Origin of the sequence: Streptomyces sp. NPDC101219 (assembly GCF_044767675.1) — a bacterium.
Taxonomy (GTDB): Bacteria; Actinomycetota; Actinomycetes; order Streptomycetales; family Streptomycetaceae; genus Streptomyces.
In genome coordinates this window covers 24,928-47,967 of the sequence record NZ_JBIWOK010000025.1, presented here as the reverse complement: position 1 = coordinate 47,967, position 23,040 = coordinate 24,928, and the positions used below count along the sequence as shown (strand labels likewise).

The 23,040-nt window shown below is 73.9% G+C and carries 22 protein-coding genes and 2 pseudogenes; 7 read left to right on the top strand and 17 right to left on the bottom strand.

Annotation, left to right across the window (positions count from 1 at the left end):
• Nucleotides 1–123: 123 nt before the first annotated feature.
• The 3 genes and pseudogenes from ACIRPP_RS31155 to ACIRPP_RS31145 all read right to left on the bottom strand — a co-directional run bounded on the left by ACIRPP_RS31155 (nt 124) and on the right by ACIRPP_RS31145 (nt 2,389).
• A complete protein-coding gene (locus ACIRPP_RS31155; protein WP_403649881.1) occupies nt 124–888 on the bottom strand; it encodes a class I SAM-dependent methyltransferase in 765 nt (254 codons plus the stop codon).
• 197 nt (nt 889–1,085) lie between these two features.
• Nucleotides 1,086–1,694 (bottom strand): annotated as a pseudogene (locus ACIRPP_RS31150) (DUF2064 domain-containing protein); the annotation flags it as partial.
• Nucleotides 1,691–2,389, bottom strand: coding sequence for a glycosyltransferase family 2 protein (locus ACIRPP_RS31145; protein ID WP_403649878.1), 699 nt, complete (start codon nt 2,387–2,389; stop codon nt 1,691–1,693). The pseudogene ACIRPP_RS31150 and the gene ACIRPP_RS31145, both read right to left, overlap by 4 nt.
• Before the next feature lie 122 nt (nt 2,390–2,511).
• On the opposite strand from ACIRPP_RS31145, the gene ACIRPP_RS31140 reads away from it, so the two are divergent.
• Both ACIRPP_RS31140 and ACIRPP_RS31135 read left to right on the top strand, forming a co-directional pair.
• The gene (locus ACIRPP_RS31140) at nt 2,512–3,246 is read left to right on the top strand and encodes a response regulator transcription factor (RefSeq protein ID WP_403649875.1); all 735 of its coding nucleotides are present in this window, start codon (nt 2,512–2,514) and stop codon (nt 3,244–3,246) included.
• Nucleotides 3,247–3,248: 2 nt separating this feature from the next.
• Complete coding sequence (locus ACIRPP_RS31135) at nt 3,249–4,361, top strand: sensor histidine kinase (protein ID WP_403649873.1); 1,113 nt, start codon at nt 3,249–3,251, stop codon at nt 4,359–4,361.
• Nucleotides 4,362–4,393: 32 nt separating this feature from the next.
• Here the strand turns inward: ACIRPP_RS31135 and ACIRPP_RS31130 are convergent, their stop codons facing one another.
• A complete protein-coding gene (locus ACIRPP_RS31130; RefSeq protein ID WP_403649870.1) occupies nt 4,394–5,395 on the bottom strand; it encodes an NAD-dependent epimerase/dehydratase family protein in 1,002 nt (333 codons plus the stop codon).
• Between the two features lie 210 nt (nt 5,396–5,605).
• Here ACIRPP_RS31130 and ACIRPP_RS31125 point away from each other — a divergent pair, with 210 nt between their 5' ends.
• Nucleotides 5,606–6,235, top strand: coding sequence for a glyoxalase (locus ACIRPP_RS31125; protein ID WP_403649868.1), 630 nt, complete (start codon nt 5,606–5,608; stop codon nt 6,233–6,235).
• Nucleotides 6,236–6,314: 79 nt separating this feature from the next.
• Here the strand turns inward: ACIRPP_RS31125 and ACIRPP_RS31120 are convergent, their stop codons facing one another.
• Both ACIRPP_RS31120 and ACIRPP_RS31115 read right to left on the bottom strand, forming a co-directional pair.
• On the bottom strand, nt 6,315–7,238 hold the full coding sequence (locus ACIRPP_RS31120) for an RNA polymerase sigma-70 factor (RefSeq protein ID WP_403649866.1): 924 nt from the start codon (nt 7,236–7,238) through the stop codon (nt 6,315–6,317).
• Nucleotides 7,239–7,403: 165 nt separating this feature from the next.
• Nucleotides 7,404–7,877, bottom strand: coding sequence for a carboxymuconolactone decarboxylase family protein (locus ACIRPP_RS31115; protein WP_403649863.1), 474 nt, complete (start codon nt 7,875–7,877; stop codon nt 7,404–7,406).
• Between the two features lie 278 nt (nt 7,878–8,155).
• On the opposite strand from ACIRPP_RS31115, the gene ACIRPP_RS31110 reads away from it, so the two are divergent.
• Both ACIRPP_RS31110 and ACIRPP_RS31105 read left to right on the top strand, forming a co-directional pair.
• Nucleotides 8,156–8,542 carry a DoxX family protein gene (locus ACIRPP_RS31110; RefSeq protein ID WP_403649860.1) on the top strand — a complete coding sequence of 129 codons (387 nt, stop codon included), beginning with the start codon at nt 8,156–8,158 and terminating at the stop codon, nt 8,540–8,542.
• A gap of 116 nt (nt 8,543–8,658) precedes the next feature.
• Nucleotides 8,659–9,174 carry an anthrone oxygenase family protein gene (locus ACIRPP_RS31105; protein WP_403649858.1) on the top strand — a complete coding sequence of 172 codons (516 nt, stop codon included), beginning with the start codon at nt 8,659–8,661 and terminating at the stop codon, nt 9,172–9,174.
• 44 nt (nt 9,175–9,218) lie between these two features.
• Here the strand turns inward: ACIRPP_RS31105 and ACIRPP_RS31100 are convergent.
• Together ACIRPP_RS31100 and ACIRPP_RS31095 are read right to left on the bottom strand one after the other, a co-directional pair.
• Nucleotides 9,219–10,022, bottom strand: a pseudogene (locus tag ACIRPP_RS31100) (M48 family metallopeptidase); the annotation flags it as partial.
• Between the two features lie 554 nt (nt 10,023–10,576).
• Nucleotides 10,577–11,104: a DinB family protein gene (locus ACIRPP_RS31095; RefSeq protein ID WP_403649855.1), complete on the bottom strand. Its 528-nt coding sequence runs from the start codon at nt 11,102–11,104 to the stop codon at nt 10,577–10,579.
• Nucleotides 11,105–11,585: 481 nt separating this feature from the next.
• On the opposite strand from ACIRPP_RS31095, the gene ACIRPP_RS31090 reads away from it, so the two are divergent.
• The gene (locus ACIRPP_RS31090; RefSeq protein ID WP_403649852.1) at nt 11,586–12,812 is read left to right on the top strand and encodes an MFS transporter; all 1,227 of its coding nucleotides are present in this window, start codon (nt 11,586–11,588) and stop codon (nt 12,810–12,812) included.
• Nucleotides 12,813–13,083: 271 nt separating this feature from the next.
• Here ACIRPP_RS31090 and ACIRPP_RS31085 read toward each other — a convergent pair whose 3' ends face one another.
• Nucleotides 13,084–13,731, bottom strand: a complete 648-nt coding sequence (locus ACIRPP_RS31085; protein ID WP_403649911.1) for a DNA alkylation repair protein — start codon at nt 13,729–13,731, stop codon at nt 13,084–13,086.
• 185 nt (nt 13,732–13,916) lie between these two features.
• On the opposite strand from ACIRPP_RS31085, the gene ACIRPP_RS31080 reads away from it, so the two are divergent.
• Nucleotides 13,917–14,066: a hypothetical protein gene (locus ACIRPP_RS31080; protein ID WP_403649850.1), complete on the top strand. Its 150-nt coding sequence runs from the start codon at nt 13,917–13,919 to the stop codon at nt 14,064–14,066.
• Nucleotides 14,067–14,202: 136 nt separating this feature from the next.
• On the opposite strand, the gene ACIRPP_RS31075 is transcribed toward ACIRPP_RS31080, so the two are convergent.
• The 8 genes from ACIRPP_RS31075 to ACIRPP_RS31040 form a co-directional block, all read right to left on the bottom strand.
• The gene (locus ACIRPP_RS31075; protein ID WP_403649847.1) at nt 14,203–14,352 is read right to left on the bottom strand and encodes a hypothetical protein; all 150 of its coding nucleotides are present in this window, start codon (nt 14,350–14,352) and stop codon (nt 14,203–14,205) included.
• A 183-nt stretch (nt 14,353–14,535) separates the two neighbouring features.
• Nucleotides 14,536–14,967 (bottom strand): ATP-binding protein, encoded by a 432-nt coding sequence (locus tag ACIRPP_RS31070; RefSeq protein ID WP_403649844.1) that lies wholly within the window; start codon nt 14,965–14,967, stop codon nt 14,536–14,538.
• Between the two features lie 226 nt (nt 14,968–15,193).
• Nucleotides 15,194–16,729, bottom strand: coding sequence for a fused MFS/spermidine synthase (locus tag ACIRPP_RS31065; RefSeq protein WP_403649841.1), 1,536 nt, complete (start codon nt 16,727–16,729; stop codon nt 15,194–15,196).
• Nucleotides 16,730–16,895: 166 nt separating this feature from the next.
• Complete coding sequence (locus tag ACIRPP_RS31060) at nt 16,896–17,513, bottom strand: dihydrofolate reductase family protein (RefSeq protein ID WP_403649838.1); 618 nt, start codon at nt 17,511–17,513, stop codon at nt 16,896–16,898.
• 208 nt (nt 17,514–17,721) lie between these two features.
• Complete coding sequence (locus tag ACIRPP_RS31055) at nt 17,722–18,933, bottom strand: PP2C family protein-serine/threonine phosphatase (RefSeq protein ID WP_403649836.1); 1,212 nt, start codon at nt 18,931–18,933, stop codon at nt 17,722–17,724.
• A 172-nt stretch (nt 18,934–19,105) separates the two neighbouring features.
• Nucleotides 19,106–20,371, bottom strand: a complete 1,266-nt coding sequence (locus tag ACIRPP_RS31050; RefSeq protein ID WP_403649834.1) for a PP2C family protein-serine/threonine phosphatase — start codon at nt 20,369–20,371, stop codon at nt 19,106–19,108.
• On the bottom strand, nt 20,368–21,177 hold the full coding sequence (locus tag ACIRPP_RS31045) for an alpha/beta fold hydrolase (protein WP_403649831.1): 810 nt from the start codon (nt 21,175–21,177) through the stop codon (nt 20,368–20,370). The genes ACIRPP_RS31050 and ACIRPP_RS31045 overlap by 4 nt, the downstream gene beginning before the upstream one ends.
• A 235-nt stretch (nt 21,178–21,412) precedes the next feature.
• Entirely contained in the window at nt 21,413–22,945 is a 1,533-nt protein-coding gene (locus ACIRPP_RS31040) for a PHB depolymerase family esterase (protein WP_403649828.1), read from the bottom strand.
• Between the last annotated feature and the right edge of the window lie 95 nt (nt 22,946–23,040).

Below are 23,040 nucleotides of genomic sequence, written 5' to 3'. Positions count from 1 at the left end.
GCGCCGGACGGGGGTGCCGTCGGCGCCGTGCGGGTGGGTGTCGTACGTGCGGGTGCCGGCGGCTCTCTCCGGGCTGCTCCTGCTGGTGTGGTTCCCGCTGATCAGCGGGTCGGTGGAGCGGCGTTACCGGTTGGGCACCGGGCTGTCGGCGGACGTGTTCCTGACCCGCTGGCTGCTGATCACCGCTGTCCTCTTCGGCGGTTCGGGGCTGCTGCTGGCGCTGCGGGTGCTGCGGCTGCGCAGGGCGGCGAAGCAGCGCCCGCCGGCCGTCCACTGACCGGCGCGTTGCCAGTCCTGTGCGTAGTGGTGCAGGGCGCGGGTGCCGAGGCGTGCCCAGGGGAACAGGGCGTGGGTCCCGCGGGCGTCGGTGAGGCCGACGACCTGCACGTGGGCGCGTTCGTCGACGTCCATCGGGGCGGTCTCGGCGATGAGCAGGCCGCCGGGCCGCAGGAGCGCGGCGGCCCGGTCGAGGAGGGCGCGTGGGTCGCCCCCGATGCCGATGTTGCCGTCCATGAGGAGGACGGTGCCCCAGCGGCCCTCGCCCGGCAGCGGTTCGAAGACCGAGCGCCGCAGGGCCCGGCCGCCGAGCCGCTGGGTGTGGTCGACGGCTGCCCGGCTGACGTCGATGCCGAGGGACACCCGTCCCCGCAGGGCGAGTTCGGCCACCAGCCGTCCGGGTCCGCACCCCACGTCGAGGACGGTTCCCTCGCAGCGGTCCAGGGCGTCCCGGTCGACGGCGTCGGCGCGGGCGCACCAGCGTTCGACGTCCAGCGGCAGCAGCCAGCCGTCGGCGCGGCGCAGGAACAGCGGGCCGCGCCCGGCGCGCAGGGCGGCGGTGTAGGGGTCGGCGGTGGCCCAGGCGAGGGCGGTGGTGGGGGGTGTGCTCATCGGGGGGCGGCCGGGGGCGGGGTCGGTCCGGTGACGGGCCGCGCGGCCGGCGGGGAGTCGGGCCGGCCGGGCGGACGGGGGCCCGGACGTCCGTGGCGGGGCGGGGTCGGTGAGGTGGGCGGGGAGTCCGGTTGCCGGCCCGGTGGCGGGGGCGGTGGGGGGCCCGCCGCGGGGGCCGGGAGGGCGTCCGGTGCGCCGGCCGTCGCTGTGCATCGGGCCAGTTGGGCCGCGAAGCGACCGTGCGGGGCGAGGGCGGCGACGGCGTGGGCGTCGGCGGCGGTGTCGACGTCGCGCAGGGTCGGCAGGTCGCGCACCCGCAGGCCGGCGGTGAGGAGCCGGCCCCGTTGCGCCGCTCCCGTCGTCGCCGTCGACATGGGGACTCCGCGCAGCAGGGCCGGGTCGGGGCGTGCCAGGCCGAGGGCCCAGAAGCCGCCGTCCTCGGCGGGGCCGAAGTGGGCGTCGCAGTCGGTGAAGTCCACGGCGAGGAGTTCCGGCGTCACCTGCGGGGTGTCCATGCCGATGAGCAGGGCCGGTCCGTCGCAGCGGGCGAAGGCGTCCGCCAGCCGCTCGTCCAGGCCGCCCGTGCCCTGCGGGACGACGTCGAAGCCGGGTGGCAGCCAGGGGCCGGGGCTGCCGTCGAGGACGAGGACGCGCCGGAGGGCGGGCGCGGCGGCCACGGCGTGCAGGGTGTCGGTGAGGGCCGCCTCGGCCAGCCGGGCCGCCTGGCCGGGGGTGAACGGTGGGGTGAGCCTGGTCTTGACGCGGCCCGGGCGCGGTTCCTTGGCGATGACGAGGAGTGTGGTCAACGGAGGGTTCCTCCTTCGGGCGCGGGCGGTTCGCCCAGGACGCGGCTCATGTCGCGGACGGCCTGCCAGGTGCCGCGCCAGGTGCCCGTCACCTTCGAGGCTCCGGTGCGCGGCAGGTACGGCACGTCGTGTTCGGTGATCCGCCAGCCGGCGTCGGCCGCGCGGACGACCATCTGGAGCGGATAGCCGCTGCGGCGGTCGGTGAGGCCGAGGGCGAGGAGGGGTTCGCGGCGGGCGGCGCGCAGGGGGCCGAGGTCGTGCAGGCGCAGTCCGGTGCGGCGGCGCAGTATCCGCGCGAGCACCAGGTTGCCGGCGCGGGCGTGGGCGGGCCAGGCGCGGCGGCCGCGCGGGCGCCGCCGTCCGAGCACCAGGTCGGCCTCGCCGTCGCGGATCTCGCGGACGAAGGGGATGAGGAGCGCGGGGTCGAGGGAGGCGTCGCCGTCGCAGAAGCACACCACGTCGGCGGTGGCGGCGGTCAGCCCGGCGTGGCAGGCGGCGCCGAAGCCCCGGCGGGGCTCGTGCACGACGGTCGCCCCGTATGCGCGGGCGACCTCGGGGGAACCGTCGGTGGAGCCGTTGTCGACGACGAGGGCGCGCCAGCCCGGTGGGATGCGTTCGAGCACCCAGGGAAGGGCCGCGGCCTCGTTCAGGCAGGGAAGCACCACGTCGACGTCTTCGGAAGGAGTCGTCGTCACGGTCTCACCCTACGAACACGAAGGGTGCATATCGGACTTCTGCTTCTTACGAAACGCAGACGTCCGACGTGGGGGCGGTGATCGGGGGCGCACCCGTGGCGGCGCGGTGCCAGGCTGGGGGCATGGAGCAGCAGCCGTACGAGTCCCCGGCGGGGCGGGCCGCCGACGGGGCGTCCCGCATTCTGGTCGTGGACGACGATCCGACCGTCGCCGAGGTCGTCGCCGGGTACCTGGATCGCGCCGGTTACGTCGTCGACCGGGCCGGCGACGGGCCTGCGGCCCTCGCCCGCGCGGGGACGCACCGGCCGGACCTGGTCGTGCTCGATCTCATGCTGCCCGGCATGGACGGCCTGGAGGTGTGCCGGCGGATCCGCGGGCACGACCCCGTGCCGGTCATCATGCTCACCGCCCGCGGGGACGAGGAGGACCGCATCCTGGGTCTCGAGGTCGGTGCCGACGACTACGTCACCAAGCCTTTCAGCCCGCGCGAGCTGGTGCTGCGCGTGGAGTCGGTGCTGCGCCGCAGCAGGCCCGCCGCCGCGGGGCGCCATCTGGCGGCGGCCGGGCTGACCGTGGACCCGGCGGCCCGCCGGGCCACGAAGAACGGCGCCGGACTCGCCCTCACGCTCCGGGAGTTCGACCTGCTGTCCTTCTTCCTGCGCCACCCGGGACGGGCCTTCGCCCGGGAGGATCTGATGCGGGAGGTGTGGGGCTGGGACTTCGGTGACCTGTCGACCGTCACCGTCCATGTGCGCCGTCTGCGCGGCAAGGTGGAGGACGATCCGGCCCGGCCCCGCCTGATCCGGACCGTGTGGGGGGTCGGCTACCGCTTCGACCCGACGGGCGAGGAGGACTGACCGTGCGTGACACCCTCCTCATCGCCGTGTACGCCTTCGCCGGTGCCGCCGCCACGGGCCTGGCCGGTGCCGGTCTGCTGCGGCTGATCCGGCGCCGCTCGCTGACCGCCTCGCTCGCGGTGGTCGCGGCGGTCGGGGTCGTCGCCATGCTCGCGGGCACGCTCGCGGTGGCCCGGGCGATGTTCCTGTCGCCGCACGATCTGACCGTGGTCACGACCGTCGTGGCCATGGCTGCCGTCGTGTCCCTGCTCACCGCGCTGCTCCTGGGCCGCTGGGTCGTCGCCCGCAGCCGTGAACTCGCCGTGGCCGCACGCGCGTTCGGCGACGGCGCCGCCTTCACCGCGCCCGACGGTCCGGCGACGGCCGAACTGGAGTACCTGAGCCGTGAGTTGACGGCGACGAGCGGGAGGCTGGCCGAATCCCGTGCGCGGGAGGCCGCGTTGGAGACGTCCCGGCGTGAACTCGTCGCGTGGATCTCGCACGACCTGCGCACTCCCCTGGCCGGGCTGCGCGCCATGGCGGAGGCCCTGGAGGACGGCGTGGCCGCGGACCCCGACCGCTACCTGAAGCAGATGCGCACCGAGGTGGAGCGTCTGGACGGCATGGTCGGCGACCTCTTCGAGCTGTCCCGCATCCACGCCGGCACCCTGCCGCTGACGCCGACCCGGATCTCCCTGTACGACCTGGTCGGTGACGCGCTGGCGGGAGCCGACCCGCTCGCCCGGGAGCACGGGGTGCGGCTGGTGGGCGACCGGGTCGAGCCCGTCCCGGTGGAGGTGGACGGCAGGGAGATGAGCCGCGTGCTGGGCAACCTGCTGATCAACGCCATCCGCCGCACCCCGGCCGACGGCACGGTCGCCGTCACCGCGGAGCGGTCCGCGGAAGGGGTGGTGCTGTCGGTGACGGACGGCTGCGGCGGCATCCCGGAGGAGGACCTGCCGCGCGTCTTCGACACCGGCTGGCGCGGTACGCACGCCCGGACGCCCCCGGCGGGTGCGGGCCTGGGCCTCGCCATCGTCCGGGGGATCGTGGAGGCCCACCAGGGCCGGGCCACCGTGCGCAACACGCCCGGCGGGTGTCGCTTCGAGGTGGTGCTGCCCGCCGCCGCTTCCTGATCGCGGGCAGCACCACCGGTCCACGGCGGACCCTACGCCCCGCGCATGCCGGCCCGCGCGAACTCCGCCATGCCCTCCGCGAAGCCGGTCGCCGGCTTCCATCCCAGCGCGGACCGCAGCCGCGAGGAGTCCGCGGTGATGTGCCGGACGTCCCCGAGCCGGTACTCGCCGGTGACGACCGGGTCCGGTCCGCCGTACGCGGCGGCCAGCGCCTGTGCCAGCTCGCCGACGGTGTGCGGTTCACCGCTGCCGGTGTTGTACGCCGTGAGGGCGCCCGGCGCGGCCTCCGCCTCAAGCGCCACCGCGTTGGCCGCCGCCACGTCCCGGACGTGCACGAAGTCCCTCAGCTGCCGCCCGTCCTCGAAGACGCGGGGTGCTTCACCCCGGGCGAGGGCGGAGCGGAAGAAGGAGGCGACACCGGCGTACGGGGTGTCACGGGGCATCCCGGGGCCGTACACGTTGTGGTAGCGCAGCGACACCGCCGACCCGCCGGTGCAGCGGGCCCAGGCGGCGGCCAGGTGTTCCTGGGCCAGTTTGGTCGCGGCGTACACGTTGCGGGGGTCGGCCGGGGCGTCCTCGCCGACCAGGCCGGGGCGCAGGCCCTGCCCGCACTCCGGGCAGGCCGGCTCGAACCGGCCCGCGTCGAGATCGGTGACGGCCCGTGGTCCGGGCCGTACGGTCCCGTGCCGCGGGCACGCGTAGCGTCCTTCGCCGTAGACGACCATGGACCCGGCGAGCACGAGGCGCCCGACGCCGGCCTCCGCCATGGCGGTGAGCAGCACGGCGGTGCCGAGATCGTTGCGCGAGACGTACTCCGCCGCGTCGGCGACGCCCTGACCGAGTCCGACCATCGCGGCCTGGTGGCAGACGGCGTCCACGCCGGACAGGGCGCGTCCGACGGCTGCCGGGTCCCGCACGTCGGCGGCGGGGTCCGCCCGCACGTCGAACACGAGCGGTTCGTGTCCGCCACCCGCAAGGGCGGCGACGACCTGGGACCCGATGAAGCCGGCACCGCCGGTGACCAGTACGCGCATGCGGCCACGTTAGGCCCGTACCGGCTCGGGACGCCGCGGCCGCGCCCGTACGTCACGGCTCCGTAAGGGATGCGCGGACGCGCCGAAGCAGGATGGGATCGAATGTCCGTGCGCGGGTAAGCAGTCCGCGTCCACGACGCGCGGTGGGCGGGACATACCGAGCAGGAATCAAGAAGCCGATCCGCCGGGCCCGCGACTAGCGTGATCGTCATGAACTCCCTCGCACACGTCACCCTCGAGGTGGACGATCCCGACGCCGCCCGCCGCTTCTACACCGCCGCCTTCGGCCTGGGGCCGCAGGTGCGGCTGCGTGCCTCGACCGAGCCCACCTCCGGGTTCCGCGGCTTCACCCTGTCGCTCGACGTCCCCCGGCCGGCCGACGTGGACAGCTTCACCGAAACGGCCCTGCAGGCCGGGGCAACGCAGCTGAAGCCGCCCGCGAAGTCCCTGTGGGGATACGGCGGCATCGTGCAGGCACCCGACGGCACGATCTGGCAGATCGTCACGAGCACCAAGAAGGACACCGGCCCCGCCACCCGCACGATCGACAACGTCGTCCTGCTCCTCGGTGTCCAGGACGTCAAGGCGAGCAAGCAGTTCTACACCGAGCAGGGCCTCAAAGCCGCCAAGAGCTTCGGCGGGAAGTACGCCGAGTTCGCCCCGCAGGACGCCGACGCGGTCAGTCTTGCCCTCTACAAGCGCCGTGGTCTCGCCAAACTCGCCGGCGTGTCCGAGGAGGGCACCGGTTCGCACCGCATCACCCTCCACGGCCACGCCGGGAACTTCACCGACCCCGACGCGTTCCGCTGGGACTCCGCCGTCACCACCACCTCGGCCTGAACGCCGGGGACAGTGCAGCGGCGAGGGGCCGTGCGAGGTGCCGGCCGGGCCGCCGGCCCGTGTCCGCCGGCGGCGGGGGTCACCCCATCTGCCGGCGGGCCCGTTTCACCTCGTCGTCGATGGCCCAGGCGTCCGCGACCGGTCCGAGGTGGCCGAGCTTGTCGGGGTTGATCACCGAGCGGATGGTCTGGATCTGCCCGTCGAGCACGTCGAGGGCCAGGGTGTGGAGGACCTTGCCGTCCCGGTCGCGGAAGATCGCGCCGGGCTGGCCGTTGACCTCGTGCGGCTCGCACGTCACCTCGATCCGGGCCAGCAGCGGGAAGACGGACGCGAGCAGCCGGGCCACGTTCTCCGCGCCGACGACCGCCCTGGCCAGCTGCGGAGCCTTGCCGCCGCCGTCCCCGACCAACTGCACGTCGGCGGCGAGGAGATCCCGCAGGCCGGCCACGTCCCCTTCGCGCAGGGCGTCGAAGAACCGCCTCGCCAGCTCCTGCCGCTCCTCACGGTCCGCCTCGAACCGGGGCCGCCCGGCCTCCATGTGCCGGCGCGCCCGTACCAGCAGCTGCCGGCACGCGGCCTGGGAACGCCCCACCGTGGCGGCGATGTCGTCGAAACCGAAGCCGAACACCTCCCGCAGCACGAACACCGAGCGTTCCAGCGGGGTCAGCCGCTCCAGCAGGAGCAATGCCGCCATCGACACCGAGTCGGCCAGTTCGGCCGAACGGGCCGGATCCTGGTACGGGTCGCTCAGCAGCGGCTCGGGCAGCCACGTGCCCACGTAGGTCTCCCGCCGCACCCGGGCGGAGCGCAGCACGTCGATCGCGATCCGGGTGACCGTGGCGGACAGGAACCCCTTGACCGACGTGGGACGGGTCGTCGAGCCGTCGAAGCGCAGCCAGGTCTCCTGCACCGCGTCCTCGGCCTCACTCACGCTGCCCAGAATCCGGTAGGCGATCGAGAACAGCAGGGGCCGCAGCTCCTCGAACTCCTCGGCCTTGTTCATGCCTCGTCCTCCTCAAGATGGTGCACCGGGGCGCTGCGGCCGGTCCGGGCACGTTCCGACGATCGTTCGCCTCGTCGGCGGGCCGCGCAACGCAGAGATGCGTTCCCGGGTGCGTGACCGACCGTGCCCCGGCCGGGCGTCGCCGTCCGGTCCGCTCGGCTCGGGTCAGTGGGACTGTCCGACCACGTAGTCGCCCGCCGGCTGCCGGGCGATGATGTTCAGCCGGTTCGCCGTGTTCATGAACGCGACCAGGAACACCAGGGCGGTGAGCTGCTCCTGGTCGTAGTGGATCGCGGCACGCGTCCAGACGTCGTCGCTCACCCCCTCACCGGCGTCCGCGACCCTGGTCCCCTGCTCCGCCAGTTCCAGCGCGGCACGCTCGGCCTCGGTGAAGACCCCGGCCTCCCGCCACACGGCCACCAGGTGCATGCGCACCGCTGTCTCGCCGGCCGCGGCGGCCTCTTTGGTGTGCATGTCGACGCAGACGGCACAGCCATTGATCTGGCTCACCCGCAGGGCCACGAGCTGCTGCGTCGTGGCCGGCAGGGACGACTCCTGGACCGTGCGGCCGGCCGTCATGAGGTGCCGGAGGGCCTTGGCGGCGGTCGGGTCGGCGAAGTAGTCCAGTCGCGCGTCCATCGTGTTCTCCCTCGGTTCGTCGGTGGCTCCAACCCCTGGGACGAGACAGCCCTGCGTCCTGTGACACGTCACGGACCGCGTGCGTGCTCCGCACCGCCCGCCGCTCGAACCGGGGGGGACGTCATGGGCGCGGTGGGGCGTCACGGGCGAGGGGGGAAGACGTCACGGGCGGGAGGGGCGAGGTAACCGGCGGGGGGTGATGTCACAGGCGCGGGGTGCTGTCTCGTCCCGGGGAGAGCAGTCGAGAGCAGTCCCCCTCGCCGTTGAAGGAGCCGATGATGAACCTCGCACTCTGGATCGTGGCCGGTCTGATGGCCACCGTCTGCCTGATCGGCAGCGCCAAGATGTTCGTGCCCAAGGAGCGGCTCGCCGCCGCGGGCGGCGCGGCCACCCGCTGGGTCGAGGACTTCAGCCCCGGCGCCCTCAAGGCCATCGGTGCTGTCGAGTTCCTCGCCGCGGCGGGCCTGGTCCTGCCCGCCGTGCTCGACATCGCGCCGGTCGTGGTGCCGCTCGCCGCGACCGGACTGGTGCTGTTGTTCGTCTGCGCGCTGACCATGCGCCTCCGGCGCGGCGAGACAGCGACGATCACGGGCGACGTGGTCTACCTCGCCCTCGCCTTCTTCCTGGCGTGGGGCCGCTTCGGGCCCGAGTCCTTCACGGGCTGACCGTCCCGGACGGTCACGGACGCGACCCGGCGAAGGCTCAGCTCGTCGCCCCCGGCTCCGTCGCCGTCGACCCGACCGCGTGGGGGGCGGGGGTCAGAGCATGGCGGAGGTCCGTCATGCTCAGCACGCTCCAGGTCGTCACCACCGTGATCGTCGGCCTGATGGTGGGGGTGGAGTTCTCCGTCGCCGTCATCATGAGCCGCATCCTCGACGCGCTCCCCGGGGACAGCCGCCAGCAGGGCCACGCCCACGGAGGCCGGCTGCTCGGTGCCCTGATGCCCTTCTGGTACGGGGGCTCGCTCGCCCTCAGCGCGGTCTGGGCCGTCGCCGCACGGGACCGGCCCGGCACCCGGCTCGTGGTCGCCGCCGCCGGGCTGCTGCTCCTCAGCGTGCTGATGTCGGTCCTGCTGCTCGTCCCGATCAACAACCGGAACAAGAACTGGACCCCCGAGAACCGGCCCGCCGACTGGGAGGAGCAGCTGGGCCGCTGGAGCCGGTACCACTACGTCCGTGTCGCCGTCATCATCGCCGCGTTCGCCGTGGCGTCGAACCCGTCCCGGATGATCCTCCGGGCCACCTCGGCACGCACGTCGGCGAGTTCGGCGGCGACCCGGCGTTCCCTGCCCGCGTAGGCCAGCACGCCCGCCCGGTCCGGCTCGACGGTGAGCAGGCGCTGACGGCGCAGATGGGTCGGCGGGTGGGTGGAGTCGATGCTGTGTCCCCTCAGCCGGCCGGCCCGCCGCCGGCGTTCGTACTCGTGCTCCGGGATCGCCCGCACGTATGCGGCGAGCTGCTCCCACAGCTCGTCCGCACGGTCCGCTGCCCCCCGGGTGCCGCGGCCCGCGGACCGGATCCTGTTGACCGTGCTGCGTATCGCGCCCTCGGCCGACTCCGCGACGAGAAGCCGGTCCATGAGTCCCACGGCGGCTTCGGTGGAACCGGCGCGGGCGGCCACGGAGTCGGCGAGGTACTCCGCACGCTGGGTGGCGCGCAGCGTGAACTGGTCGAGCAGCATCAGCACGCCCTGGGTGAGCGAGTACGGCACGAGGTAGAACCAGTTGGCGACCCATTCGTTCGGGGTCGGGTCCTCCTCCGGGGTGAAGTAGTAGGACCACGTGGTCAGGGAACGGTAGGCGGTCCCGACGACCAGCCCGTGCCGGGTGTCCCCGTTGCTGAAGTGGCCCAGTTCGTGGCCCAGCAGCGCGATCCGCTCCTGGGGGGTGAGGACCTCCCACAGGGGCAGCCCCAGGGTCAGCAGCCGACGGCCGCGCGGGCCGTACGACGTCACGGACGCGTTGACCTCGGCGTCCACCGCGATCACGTCCACGCTCCGGGTGCCGGCCACGCGGGCGACGTCGTCCACGAGTGCGTAGAGCTCGGGCGCGTCCGCGCGGCACAGCAGGAGCGCGTCGTCGGGCAACCCGCCCGGCCGCGGCCGGAGCGGCCAGGCGAGCGCCAGGAGGAACAGGCCCACCACCATCAGGGAGCCGCCCCATCCGGTCACGACGCACCAGATGCCGCCTGCCAGCAGGGCGAAGGTCACGCCGTGGACGCAGAGGGCGAGGGCGGGGGTGTCCCGTCCGGGCCTCAGCGTCCCGCCGGCCGTCACTTCGGCGAGCAGCCTCTCGCCGTGCCGACGCGCCAGGGTGCGCCGCGTCCTCTCCAGCCGGCCCGGCTCGGGGTCCGGCAGGGCGGGATCCACGTTCCAGTCACATGCCGCGCACCAGGTGACGAACAGGCGGTGTTCGCGAAGCCCGGCCCCGCACTCCGGGCACTGCCCGGTCGCTGTTTCCGTGGCACTGCCCATGAGTGCGCCGTCCCGTCCCCCGTAGCCTCACCGAGGCTTCCTGTTCATGACAGGCAAAGCTGATCATGTGAGGGGGCCGCCGTAAAGCCGTGAGCTGGGGGGCGGCGTTCGGCGTTCGGCGTTCGGCGTTCGGCGTTCGGCGTTCGGCGTTCGGCGGGAGCGTTCCGGCGGCGGCGCCGGAGGGGCGGCCGGGTGCTGCGCGGTCCTGGCGTCCGCGCAGCCCTGGCTCATGCGCCGGTGACTCCGTCGACCTGCTCGCGGATGAGGTCCGCATGACCGTTGTGCCGGGCGTACTCCTCGATCATGTGGATCATGATCCAGCGCAGGGACACCCCCTGGTCACCGACGTGGCCGGCTTCCGGCCCGGACAGGCGCCCGGAGTCGTCCAGCGACGCGTCGGCCGTCAGCTCACGGCCCCGGGCGATCTCCGCGCGCCAGGTCGCGGTCGCCTCGTCGAGTCCGCGGTCCGGGTGCACGGCGAAGCCGTCGGGGTTGCTCTCCCCGTGGACGGGCGGGAGGGTCAGGCCCGCGAACACCCTCTGGAACCAGTTGCGTTCCACCTCGGCCATGTGCTGCACCAGGCCGAGCAGCGTCATCGAGGAGGGTGCTGCCGCCGGGCGCCGCAGTTGGTCGTCCTTCAGGCCCGAGCATTTCAGGGCGAGGGTCGCGCGGTGGAAGTCCAACCATGTCTCCAGCATGGTGCGTTCGTCGGCGTGCGGGGGCGGGATCGGCCGTCCGTCCGGTGTCGTGTTCATCGGCACACCCTCGCAGGTGCGGCACGGGGATCACCACCGGCTTCGCCGCCGACGAACGCGCCGCCGGTCCGGCGAGGACGGAGCCCCGGTCCCGACCCGGCGCTCGCCCCGGCATCCGCGCGTGGATCCCGTGCGTGGCCCCGGTGCGTCCTCCCCCGGCCCCGGCGTGCCAGACTGGCGGTGTCCGCACGCGGCGTCCGGTCAGCGGGCTCGGTGGCGGGAGCGGACGGCCCCGGGGGCGGGCTGCGCGCGGGACGGTGACGCAGCTCACCGCCCCGATGGGCCCGATCTTGGAATGTCCGGCCGGCTCTCCTTGCTTCCCCTCTTCGTGGGCCGGCCCTGCCCATGAGGTCTGCTGTGCCCAGGGGGGCGCCGGGCAATGGTGCTCAGCGCGACCGGCCACGAGAGCCGGGGACGGCTTCGGGCCGTCCTCTCCCTCGACATCCGGCCCGTTGCTGTTCGCGAAAGGTTTCTCTGCACCATGCCACTGGCTCTGCTGGCTCTGGCCGTCGTCGCCTTCGGCCTCGGCACGACCGAGTTCGCCACCATGGGGCTGCTGCCCCAGATCGCCGACGGGGTCGGTGTCTCCGTGCCTGAGGCCGGCAACCTCGTCTCGGCCTACGCGCTCGGTGTCGTCATCGGCGCGCCCGTGCTGACGGGCATCGGTGCGCGCGTGCCGCACAAGCGGCTGCTCCTGCTCCTGTCCGGCCTGTTCGTGGTCGGCAACGTCGCGTCCGCGCTCGCCCCGACCTACGGCCTGCTGTTCGGCGCGCGCTTCCTCACGGGGCTGCCGCACGGGGCGCTGTTCGGCGTGGGCGCCGTGGTGGCGGCCCGGCTGGTCGCCCCCGACCGGGCGGCGCGCGCCGTGTCGAGGATGTTCCTCGGGCTCACCGTCGCGAACATCGTCGGGGTCCCCGCCGGCACGGCCCTGGGCCAGCAGCTGGGCTGGCGGACCGCCTTCCTCGCGATCGCCGTCATCGGCCTCGTCGCGCTCGCCGCGCTGGCCCGGTTCGTCCCGCACCAGCCGCGCGGGGCGCAGTCCGGCGCCCGGCAGGAGCTGCGGGCGATGGGGAACCGGCACGTGGCGATCGGTCTGGCCGTCGCCGTGGTGGGCTTCGGCGGGTTCTTCGCCGTCTACAGCTACCTGGTGCCCATCCTGACCAACGTGACGGGCCTCTCCGAGGCGTCGACGACCCTGGTGCTCGCGCTCTACGGCGTCGGCATGACGCTCGGCACGCTGGTCGCGGGGCCGCTGACGGACCGCGCCCTGCGCCCGACACTGTACGCGGGGCTCGCCCTGCTCGCGGCGGCCCTGGTGACGTTCTCCTTCACCGTGCACAGCACCTGGCCCGCCCTGGTGACCATCACCTTCATCGGGGCGCTCGGGTCCTTCATCACCACGCCCGTGCAGATGCTCCTCATGGCCAAGGCGAAGGAGGCCCCGACGATGGCGGCCGCCTCCAACCACTCCGCGTTCAACCTGGCCAACGCGGGCGGTGCCTGGCTCGGCGGTCTGGCCCTGTCGGCGGGATGGGGCTGGACCTCCCCCGCCCTGGTCGGCGCCGCCCTCGCGGTGGCCGGGCTGGGCCTCGCCGTCACGGGCGGCCTGATGAACCGGGACGGCCGCCGCTCCGAGGTGATCACCGCGTCGGGCGCATCGGCCACTGCGGGAGCAGAGCGGGTGCCGACAGCCCACAGCGCCGACTGACCGGCCGGGCGGAGGCCGGGTGATCCCACCCGCGCCTACCCACGCCGGCCTTGCGGACGGCCGGGGGCACGGCTGCGCGAAGGCCGGAGACCCCGCTGCCGGAAGCCGGGGACGCGCGCGGCCGTCCGGAAGCAGCCGGGGACGCGGCCGTCCGGAAGCGAGGGACTGGCCCGCGCGCAAGCCGAGGACGCGGTCGCGCGGAAGCCCGGCGAGCCCACCGCGCCGAAGCCCGGCAGGCAGCCACACGGAAGCCCGGCAACCCGGCCGCTGATCAGCTCCCGTCCTGCTGCCGCCGCACCATTTCGGTGATCCAGACGGGGGCGAACGGGGACGTGCAGCCCGGCGACGTCGGGTAGTCCTTGAGCACCTGGAGGCGCTCACCGATGTCGACCGCGCGGGCGCGGTGCTCCGCGTGCTCGATGCCGATCTGGGCCAGGCAGTGGTTCATCGCCCACTGCAGGCGGTCCGGGGCGTCCTTCATCTCCGCCTCGATGACGTCGAGCAGGCCCGCCAGGTCGAGGCCCTCCGGCTGCTTCGCCACCCGGTGGGTGGTCAGCGCCCAGCCGGCGCTCGCGACGACCGGATCCGGGTCGGCGAGCCAGGCGGGGCGGAGGTCCTCGGCGTGCGGGTGCTTCCTGACCACGTAGTTCACGAGCCAGTCGTGCACCTTCGGGGCGCGTGCCTCGCGGACCATGGCGTCCAGTTCCGCGGTCTCGAACGCTTTGGGCCGGCAGATCAGGAGCGCGAGCAGCCGTGCCGCGCCGTCGCCCGTCCCCCACAGCCGGCAGGCCAGGGCGTGCTGCGTCCTCAGCTGCTTTGCGAGCGCACGCAGCCTGCCGAGATTCACCCCGTGGTCGTCACCGTGCCGCGCGTTCACCTCGCGGACCTTCGGATCCTCCAGTTCGGCGAGCTGGGTCATCACCTCGGCCACCGTCACGTCGGACACCGCATCAGCCTCTCGTCCCGCACCTGCGCCGTCTCAGCACCCGAGCCTACGCGGCCGGCCGAGGGCCGCTTCCGGGACGCCGCGCCTGCAGCGGATGCGCCCGGCTCCCGGATCAGGGGTGGTCCGGCTCCGCCCCGGCACGCTTCGAGCCGCTCGGCATGACGCACACCAGGTTCGGGATGCCCGCCGAATGGCGTGAGCGGGCCGTGCCGCTGAAGGTCATCGTCGCCAACGACTCCTGGCTCAAGCCGGAGGACATCGAGTGCCTCAACGACGTCATCGACCGCGAGGACGCCGAGATGCCCTAAGTCGGCGCGGTGTCCACCGTCGACGACGTGTTCGCGTTCACCGAGATGCTGCGCAACAAGGGCCCCTCGTCCGGGGAGCAGCTCATCGGTGAGTCGGTACTGGACTTCGCCACGACCAACCAGACCGGTGACCAGATCAACGACCGACCTCGTCCACGGCGGTCGCACGCAGGCGTCGATGGCCTTCCGTGACGAGCTGGCCGTGCACGGCCAGCTCGTCACGTTCGTCCCGCAGGACGAGCACGGGCTGGGTGGCCACGCTCTTGGCCGTGCGGTTGGTCGCCATGCGGAGTTCCTGGCTCACGGGAGGAAGCGGCGGGGCACGGGAGACTCCTGGCGGTCGGCGCGCTGGGACGGGGGACTTCCGGGGCAGTTTAGTCGTCCGGCCGGGCCGTGGTGCGGGGGCACCGCGCGGCGCGGACGGCGGGCGCGCGGGCGGGGTGTCGTCCCGGTCCGCGCGGGCCGTGGATCAAGGACCCGGCCGCGGCGGCGCCGGGTGCGCGGTGCCGGGGTCGTCGGCGAGCCGGACGAGGGCGGTGATCCGCTTGCCCGTCCCCTCCCGGTGTACGTGGAAGGTCCGGCAGACGGCCCGTACGAGTTCCAGGCCGTGCCGGCCGACCCGGTGGGGGTCGCGTCCGCGCACCGACGGCAGGGTGGTGCTGCTGTCCCACACGCCGACCTGGACGGCCCCGTCCCGGAACACCAGGTCCAGCAGGCAGGCGCCGGGCGCGTACTTGCGGGCGTTGGTCACCAGCTCGCTCACCACCAGCTGGACCAGGCCGATGGCCTGTGCCGACACCGGGACACCCCGCGTGGCCTGGACGGACCGCAGGAAGTCGCGGGCGATGTCCCGGGCTTCCCCGATCTCCGCTCCCGCCTCGAACAGGACGGACACAGCCATCGGGCTGCCGGCCGGCGGCCTCCTGTCCGCGCCGTGGGCAGCAGGGTCCACCGGGTCCGCCTCACTTCCGAAGCTGGTTTGGTCACCCAGCGCTCCTGCCCGTGGAAACGGGGCGCAATCCGTGTGACCCGGCCGTCGCGGCCTCCAGGCGTGCGGTGCGGAGCGCGTGGGAGGGCCGGGGCGGGAACCGCGCGTGGGCGGGGCACGTGGGGGGCGCCGCCTGCGGTCAGCGGCTGCCCGAGGTGCCGTACGGCTGGAGGAGCTGGTCGACGGGGGCGTGGTCGTCGGTGAGCCGGGGGGCGTCACCGATCCAGGAGGTGAGGTCGGCACCGGCGACGTGGGTCCAGCCGGTCTGCCGGGCGTCCAGCGCCCGCTGGACCGCGCTCAGGTCGACGGCCCGGTCGGAGGCGACGAGGACGAGGTTGCCGCCCACCGGGCCGGTCGTCGGGGCACGGCCGATGTCGGCGGGTTCGCCGAGAAGGGCGACGTGTCCGAAGGTGTCGGTGAGGGTCGCCGCCTGGGCGCGGGCGAAGGCCAGCTCGCCGTGGTCGATGAGGTTGGCGATGTAGAGGCCGTCGTCGTCGAGCACCCGCCGCACGTCGGCCATCGCCTCCGCCGTGGTCAGGTGCCAGGGGACGCTGACGCCCGCGAAGGCGTCGCCGACGACGAGGTCGCGGCTGTCGGTGGCCAGGCGCCGCAGGCCGAGCCGGCCGTCCTCGGTGCGCACCTCGATGCCGGACCGTGGGCGCAGTCCGAGCCGGTCGCGGTCGATGCGGACGACGCCGCCGTCGATCTCGGAGACGAGGCTGCGCGTGCCGGGGCGGGTGGCCGCGAGGTAGCGGGGAAGGGTGAGCCCGCCACCGCCGATGTGGTGGGCCGTCAGTGGGTCGCTCTCGGGGAAGGCCGCGTCGGTGACCGAGGCGATGGCCCGTACGTAGGTGAATTCGAGGACGGTCGGGTCGTCGAGGTCGACGTAGGAGTGCCGCAGCCCGTCGAGGACGAGGGTGCGGCCGCCGGCCCGGTCGGGGTCGGTGACGACCCGCGCGCAGTGGTAGCGGGTCTCCACGTCGCAGCCGCCGGGCGCGACCAGGGTGGCGAGTCCGCCGGCGACGACCACCAGTGCCAGGGCGGGGATGCCGCTCCAGCCGCGCCGTCGCCACTGGACCAGCGCCGAGGCCACCAGCAGCGCGGTTCCCAGACCGATCAGGATCGCACTGACCGGCAGCCTCGACACGAGGACGAATCCCGTGAGGACCGTGCCGGCGATGGCCCCGACGGTGCTCACTCCGGACAGCCGGCCGACGACCGTTCCGGTCTCGGCGAGGCTGGTCAGGCGCATCTTGGTCACGATCGGGGTGACGGCGGACAGCAGCGCGCCGGGAACGAGGATGGTCAGCGCCGCCACGAGGAGGAGCAGTGCGGGTGCCCACTCGGCGGTGGTCCGCAGCACGGCGGGGGTCAGTGCGACGACCGCACCCGACAGTCCGAGTGCCGGGCCGAGGAGCCGCGGCGGCTCGACCCGGTCCGCGAGGCGGCCGCCGAGCCAGGAGCCGACGGCGATCGCGGTGAGGGCGATGCCGATCACCATGGTGCTGGTCTCGAGCGTGAGGCCGAGGTAGGGGGCGAGCAGCCGCAGGGAGACGACCTCGACGACCAGGACCGCGGCCGACGAGCCGAACACGAGTGCGGCGGCGGTGCGTGGCCCCGGACCGGAGGGGCGGGACGTGGCCTCGGCAACGGGCGGCGAAGACGATCCGGTCACGGACGACATCCTCGCATCCCGCACCGCCGGCCGTGCGGAACCGCGGGAACTCGCACGCCCTCCGGCGAGTTGTCCCGAGCCCCGGATGTCCGTGCGTCCAAGTCGCGGACGGACGGCCGTGGTTGCGGCGGAGGACGGTGGCCGGCGCGGGCACGCGCGGCGACGGTCAGCGGCCGACGTCGTACGTCAGGTGTGTGGCGGTCGAGGTGGCGACCACCGTCCGTTGCACCAGGGTGCGGGGGGTGCCGCCGGCGAACAGGGGTGTTCCGCCGCCGAGCACCACGGGCGCGAGGTGCAGGGTCAGTTCGTCGACCAGTCCGGCGTCGAGGGCCGAGCGGACGGTGGCGCCGCCGCCCATGAGGACGACGTCGAGATCCCGGCCCGCGGCCGACGACGCGGCTTCGGCCCGCCCGCGGGCGGTGGCGACGGCGTCGGCCAGGCCGGTGGTGACGAAGGTCCAGTCGAGGCCGGACAGCCGCACCGACTCCGGTGGTGCGGTGGTCACGACGACGAACGCGGGCTTGGTGGCCTCACGGGCGCCGTACCCGACTTCGTCGTTCCAGCCGTCCGGTCCGTCGACCAGGTCGAAGAGGCGGCGGCCGAGGACGACGGCGCCCGAGCGGGCGGTCGCCTCGCGCACGATCCGGCGGTCGTCGGGGGCGTCGGAGAACGCCCAGGTGTGCAGGGCCTCACCGCCGGTGCCCAGGCCGTTGCGGGGGCCGGGGTCGGGACCGGTGACGAAGCCGTCCAGGGAGACCGAGATGTCGGCGGTGATGCGTGTCATACCAGGGAGGACCGGTCCGGACGCGGGAACTCATCGCTCGTGACCCGCCCGGGGTCGTCGGGGCGTGATCACGACGCCTCCGTGCCCGGCGTCCGGGAGGGAAGGGCTGCGTCGACCTCCCCAGGTGCCGCAGCCCTTCCCGACGTCGGGCGGTTACCCCGGCCCGCCGGAGACACGCCTCCCCCGCCGGGCCCGGTTCTCGGCCGGTTCACCTGCCGTCCGCGTTGGAGCCGTTCCTCGTCCTGCGCTGCCCCGAGCGGCTGCCGTGCCAGTCCAGTACGAGGGTGGTGGCGTCGTCGGGCAGCATCCCCTCGCACACGTCGTGGACCGCCCGGGTCAGGGCCCGGACCACTGCACGGGGATGTTCGCCGCGGGTGTCGTGGATCAGGGAGGGCAGGTCGACGGCGGAGGCGGCGCGGTCGTGCATGCCGTCGGTGATCAGGACCAGGCGGTCGCCGGGCTCCAGGAGCAGCCGCTGCGCCTGGTAGGTGACGGGGGCGGGCACCCCGAACGGCATGTTGACCTTGAGGGTCAGCTGCTCCACGCGGCCGTCCCGCAGCCGCAGCGGCCAGGGGTGGCCGGCGTTGACCAGCTGGCCGACGCCGGTGTCCAGCTGGACCCGCAGCAGCTGGCCGGTGGTCATCCCGTGCCCGTGGTCGGTGATCGCGCGGTGCGCGGCGTACGCCTGGTCCACGATGCCGCGGCCCGCCCGGCGGGCGCCGCGCAGGGCGTTGACGGTGAGCGTGGCCAGCAGGGCCGAGGCCGTGTCGTGGCCCATCGCGTCGGTGATCGACAGGTGGAGGACGTCCTGGTCGAGGGCGTAGTCGTAGGTGTCGCCGCCGATGTCGTCGGCCGGGACCAGGCCGCCGGCCAAAGTGAAGTGGGCGCCCTCGCAGCACGGTGCCGTCGGCAGCAGCTGGTGCTGGATCTCGGCGGCCAGGCTCATCGTGCCGGTGCGTCGGCCCCAGTGGTAGAGGTCGGTGAAGCGGCGGTCGGTGACCACGACGTAGGCGAGCGCGTGGGCGGCACGGGACACGGCCACCCGGATCGCCTCGTCGGCGCACGGCACCACCATTTCCAGCAGGCCCACGCAGTCACCCCGGTTCGTCACCGGGGCCACCAGCCGCCGGCCGCCCTCCCCGTCCGGCTCGTCGTACAGGCGTTGCGAGCGCAGCACCTGGTCGTAGACGCTGCCCGCCAGCCGCAGCCGCTCCGCCTCGCCGCGTGCCTCCCCGCACGTGCCGGCTCTCGGCAGCCGTACGGCCTCCTGCCCGAGCATGTCGACGAGCCACAACGAGACGTCGGTCGCCGAGAAGCGCTTCTCGAGGTTCTGCGCCACCACGTCGACCGATTCCACCGGGGCGGCGTCCTCCGCCGCCCGCAGGACCTCGTCCAGGCCCAGACCGTCACTCTCCGCCACCGGCACCTCCCAGTCCCTCCCTTCCCTTCCGCTTGCCCAGGACCACGGGCCTGGATGCGTTTGCCGCCGGGCGGGTTACGGCGTGACGGGCGTGGACGTGTTCGGGTGGACCGGGTGACGTGGCGTGCGGCCCGGGCGGGCAAGGGCGTCCCTGGAGCCCGAAAGGTCCTGGTCAGCCGGTGTGGGGCGCGTGGACGGCCAGGACGGCGGTGTCGTCGTCGACGCCGGCGCCGAAGGCGTCGAGGAGGTCACGGACCGCGGCGATCGTGTCGGGGGCGGTCGTCGGGGCCAGCGCGCGGCCGAAGTCGAGGAGGGCTTCGTCCCCGTAGCGTTCCCTGCCGCCCGTGGTGACGTCGGTGTGGGCCTCGGTGAGGCCGTCGGTGTACAGCAGCAGCGTGTCGCCGGGGGCGAGGGAGACGGTGGTGGTGGCGATGCGGGCGTCCTCCAGCACCCCGACGAGCTGCCCGCCCGGGGTGGGCAGGTAGTCGGCGGTGCCGTCCGCGCGCATCAGCAGGGCGGGCGGGTGGCCGCCGCTGGCCAGGGTGATGCGGAAGCCGCCCGCGTCGGGGTCCGGGGTGAGGCGGCCGTAGACGACGGTGCAGAAGCGCGGGTCGTCGTCGTGGTTCTGGTGGGTGAGGACCGTGTTCAGGTTGGCGAGCACGGCGGCCGGGTCGGCGTCGTAGACCGCGGCGGCCCGTAGGGTGTAGCGGGCCAGGGAGGTGACGGACGCGGCGGCGGCGCCCTTGCCGCACACGTCCCCGAGGAACAGTCCCCAGGTGCCGGCGGCCAGCGGGAAGAGGTCGTAGAAGTCGCCGCCGACCTCGTCGATGGACGCGATGTGGTAGTACGCCGAGACGTCCAGGCCGGGCACGTCCACCAGTGTCGGGGGCAGCAGGGTGGCCTGCAGGGTGGTGGCGAGCCGCTGGAGGCGGTCGCGTTCCCGGTCGGCCTCCTGGCGGGCGCGCAGCAACTCGGTCTCGTAGGCGCGGCGTTGGCGGGCGTCAAGGAGGGTGGTGCGGATCAGCCGGGGCTGCCCGTCGCTGTCGGTCCTCACCGTCGAGGTGACCATGACGGGCAGGCGGGTGCCGTCGGCGGCCCTGAGCTCCAGGGCGATGCCGTTGACCTCGCCCTGCATGCGCAGCAGCGGGGCGAAGTGGGTCTCGTGGTAGAGGCGGCCGCCGACGGTGAGCAGGTCGGAGAAGTGCCGGCGTTGCACCAGGTCGTCGCGTGCGTGGCCGAGCCAGTCCAGCAAGGTGGTGTTCACCTTGACGATCAGGCCGTCGAGCGTGGTGGACAGATAGCCGCACGGCGCGTTCTCGTACAGGTCCTCGGCGGTGTCCTCCAGCAGACGGGAGAACGGGGCGGGACCGCCGGCCGGTTCTCCCTCACGTCCGGGGCCGTCGCCGCCCTCCGCCTGCTCGCCGGGGTGCGGCGTCATGCGGTGGTTCCGGCGAACGCGGCGATCGCGGCGGCGGTCTCCTCCGGGGCGGCGAGCTGCGGGCAGTGCCCCGTCGCGTTCAGGGTGACCAGCCGGCTTCCGGCAATCCGGGCGTGGACGAACGCGCCGACCTCGGGCGGGGCGATCGCGTCGTGGGAGCTCTGGGCCACCAGCGTGGGCACCTCGACCGCGGCGAGGTCCTCCCGGTTGTCGGACAGGAACGTCACCCGGGCGAAGAGCCGCGCGATCTCCGGGTCGGTGCGGCAGAAGCTGTCGGTCAGCTCCTCGCCCAGCTCGGGACGGTCCGGGTTGCCCATGATCACCGGGGCCATGGTGCCCGACCAGCCGAGGTAGTTCGCATCGAGCGATTCCAGCAGTTCGTCGATGTCCTCGGCGCTGAATCCGCCCCGGTAGCCGGTGGCCGGGTCGTCGATGAAACTGGGCGACGGGGCCAGCAGCACCAGTCCGGCGAACGCCTCGGGCTGCCGTGCGGCGGCCAGCACTCCCATCATGGCGCTGACCGAGTGGCCCACGAAGACGACCGGGCCGAGGTCCAGTTCGCGGCAGAGCGTCAGCACGTCGTCCGCGTAGCCCTCCATGGACGCGTAGCGCTCCCGGTTCCACTGCGAGAGGTCGGAGTTCCCGGCCCCCACGTGGTCGAAGAGGACCACGGTGAAGTCCGGCTCCAGCAGCGGGACGACGAGCCGCCACATGTTCTGGTCGCATCCGAAGCCGTGCGCCAGCACCACGACCGGTCCACCGGCCCGCCCGGTCACCTTGACATGATTCCTGCGGCGCACGTCCATACCGCCATCGTCGCAGACAATGCGCGGGGCCTCCTGGCTGACCGGGCCCCGCCGCGACCGGCCGATCCGGGCCGGGCGGGCCGCGCGGCGGGTGAGACATGGGAGGGCCGGGCCTCTCCGCCGCGTGCTGCGGGACGCGTGCCCTGTCGGCCCTGGGCCACTCCTCCGTCGCGAGGGGCGGGACGGCCGGTCACGGCCGCGGGGGCGGTCCCCGTGCGGCCGTGACCGTGGTGGGTCAGGGGCAGGTGCCGTCGGCGACGGTGAAGTGGCCCGCGGGTGATTCCTTGAGGGTGTGGGTCACGAAGATGTTGTACAGGCCCATGTTCTGGTCGGAGCCCTTGGCGTAGGTGTAGCCGCCGCGGGTCGTGGCGCGGCCCGCCTGGACGTGGGCGTAGTTGCTGGCCGTCCAGCAGGCCGCGGCCGCACCGGTGGTACGTGCGGTGAGCGGGGCGGACCGGCGGCCCGGCGTGCCGTCGGCGTCCCGGGCGGCGACCGCGTACGTGTGGGATGCGCCCGCGGTGAGGCCGGTGTCGGTGTGGGACGTGGCGTCCACCGTGGCGACCGGGGCGCCGTCGCGGTAGACGGTGTAGTCGGCGGCACCTTCCACCGGATCCCAGGTCAGGCCGATCGTCGTGTCGGTGACGCCGGTGGTGGCCAGTCCGGTGGGGGCGGGCAGCCCTTCGGGCTCGGGGTCGGAGCCGTCCAGGCCGAAGAACCGGGCGATCCAGTGGCTGGAGCAGATCGACTTCGCGAAGTGGGCGGTGCCCGTGCTGCCGCACTGCTCCGGTCCGGTGCCCGGATCGACGGGGGTGGCGTGTGCCATGCCCGGGACGAGGTTCACCTCGACGGCCACGGTGCCGTCGGCCGCCACGTGTTCCTCGTGCCGGGTGGAGTTGGGGCCGATGGTGGACGTGCGGGTCGGCGTTGTGGACAGCCCGTGGAGCGCCGTCCACTGGTCGCGGATCTCCTGGGCGTTGCGCGGCACGACCGTGGTGTCCCGGTCGCCGTGCCATACGGCCACCCGCGGCCAGGGGCCGGACCACGAGGGGTACGCGTCACGGACCCGCTGGGCCCACTGGGCGGGGGTCCGGTCGACGCCGGGGTTCATGCAGGTGAAGGCGCCCATGGTGTCGTCGGCGCACCCGTAGGGCAGTCCGGCGACGACCGCGCCGGCCCGGAAGACGTCCGGGTAGGTGGCGAGCACGACCGATGTCATGGCGCCGCCGGCGGACAGGCCGGTGACGTAGGTCCGGTCGGGGTCGGCGCCGTAGGCGGAGACGGTGTGGGCGGCCATCTGCCGGATGGACGCGGCTTCGCCCTGGCCCCGGCGGTTGTCCGCGGGCTGGAAGAAGTTGAAGCACTTGCTGCCGTTGTTCGCGCTCGTGGTCTCGGCGAACACCACGAGGAAGCCGTGCCGGTCGGCGATCTCGGGCAGGCCGGAGTTGTCGGCGTACAGCTGGGCGTTCTGGCCGCAGCCGTGCAGGGCGAACACGACCGCCGGATCGGCCGGCAGGGAGGCGGGCCGGTAGACGTACATGTTCAGCGCCCCCGGATTGGCGCCGAACGAGGTGACCTTGGTCAGTCCGACCGCGGCCTGGGCCGTGGGGGCCGGTCCGGTCAGGGCGGCCGCGAGGGCCAGGACGACGACGGCCACGAGACGGGGCAGTCGCTCCCGCCAGGTGCGGTGCGGCCGCGGTGACGGGCCGGTAGGGGGTGGGGTCGGGCGGGAGGACGGTGGGGCGTCCGCTCCGCTGAAGGGTGTGGGCATGGCGGCTCCTCGGTGCTGGGGATGCCGGGCCGCTCCTCGGGCGTGGGTCGGTCGGAGCGGCCCGGTGTCCGGCACCGTAGGGGTCGTTCAACACG

What these genes read in the sequence shown, in the direction of transcription:
- ACIRPP_RS31155 (WP_403649881.1), bottom strand. Translation starts at nt 888, where the DNA reads ATGAGCACACCCCCCACCACCGCCCTCGCCTGGGCCACCGCCGACCCC.
- ACIRPP_RS31140 (WP_403649875.1), top strand. Translation starts at nt 2,512, where the DNA reads ATGGAGCAGCAGCCGTACGAGTCCCCGGCGGGGCGGGCCGCCGACGGG.
- ACIRPP_RS31130 (WP_403649870.1), bottom strand. Translation starts at nt 5,395, where the DNA reads ATGCGCGTACTGGTCACCGGCGGTGCCGGCTTCATCGGGTCCCAGGTC.
- ACIRPP_RS31125 (WP_403649868.1), top strand. Translation starts at nt 5,606, where the DNA reads ATGAACTCCCTCGCACACGTCACCCTCGAGGTGGACGATCCCGACGCC.
- ACIRPP_RS31120 (WP_403649866.1), bottom strand. Translation starts at nt 7,238, where the DNA reads ATGAACAAGGCCGAGGAGTTCGAGGAGCTGCGGCCCCTGCTGTTCTCG.
- ACIRPP_RS31115 (WP_403649863.1), bottom strand. Translation starts at nt 7,877, where the DNA reads ATGGACGCGCGACTGGACTACTTCGCCGACCCGACCGCCGCCAAGGCC.
- ACIRPP_RS31110 (WP_403649860.1), top strand. Translation starts at nt 8,156, where the DNA reads ATGAACCTCGCACTCTGGATCGTGGCCGGTCTGATGGCCACCGTCTGC.
- ACIRPP_RS31105 (WP_403649858.1), top strand. Translation starts at nt 8,659, where the DNA reads ATGCTCAGCACGCTCCAGGTCGTCACCACCGTGATCGTCGGCCTGATG.
- ACIRPP_RS31095 (WP_403649855.1), bottom strand. Translation starts at nt 11,104, where the DNA reads ATGAACACGACACCGGACGGACGGCCGATCCCGCCCCCGCACGCCGAC.
- ACIRPP_RS31090 (WP_403649852.1), top strand. Translation starts at nt 11,586, where the DNA reads ATGCCACTGGCTCTGCTGGCTCTGGCCGTCGTCGCCTTCGGCCTCGGC.
- ACIRPP_RS31085 (WP_403649911.1), bottom strand. Translation starts at nt 13,731, where the DNA reads ATGACCCAGCTCGCCGAACTGGAGGATCCGAAGGTCCGCGAGGTGAAC.
- ACIRPP_RS31080 (WP_403649850.1), top strand. Translation starts at nt 13,917, where the DNA reads ATGACGCACACCAGGTTCGGGATGCCCGCCGAATGGCGTGAGCGGGCC.
- ACIRPP_RS31075 (WP_403649847.1), bottom strand. Translation starts at nt 14,352, where the DNA reads ATGGCGACCAACCGCACGGCCAAGAGCGTGGCCACCCAGCCCGTGCTC.
- ACIRPP_RS31070 (WP_403649844.1), bottom strand. Translation starts at nt 14,967, where the DNA reads ATGGCTGTGTCCGTCCTGTTCGAGGCGGGAGCGGAGATCGGGGAAGCC.
- ACIRPP_RS31060 (WP_403649838.1), bottom strand. Translation starts at nt 17,513, where the DNA reads ATGACACGCATCACCGCCGACATCTCGGTCTCCCTGGACGGCTTCGTC.
- ACIRPP_RS31050 (WP_403649834.1), bottom strand. Translation starts at nt 20,371, where the DNA reads ATGACGCCGCACCCCGGCGAGCAGGCGGAGGGCGGCGACGGCCCCGGA.
- ACIRPP_RS31045 (WP_403649831.1), bottom strand. Translation starts at nt 21,177, where the DNA reads ATGGACGTGCGCCGCAGGAATCATGTCAAGGTGACCGGGCGGGCCGGT.
- ACIRPP_RS31040 (WP_403649828.1), bottom strand. Translation starts at nt 22,945, where the DNA reads ATGCCCACACCCTTCAGCGGAGCGGACGCCCCACCGTCCTCCCGCCCG.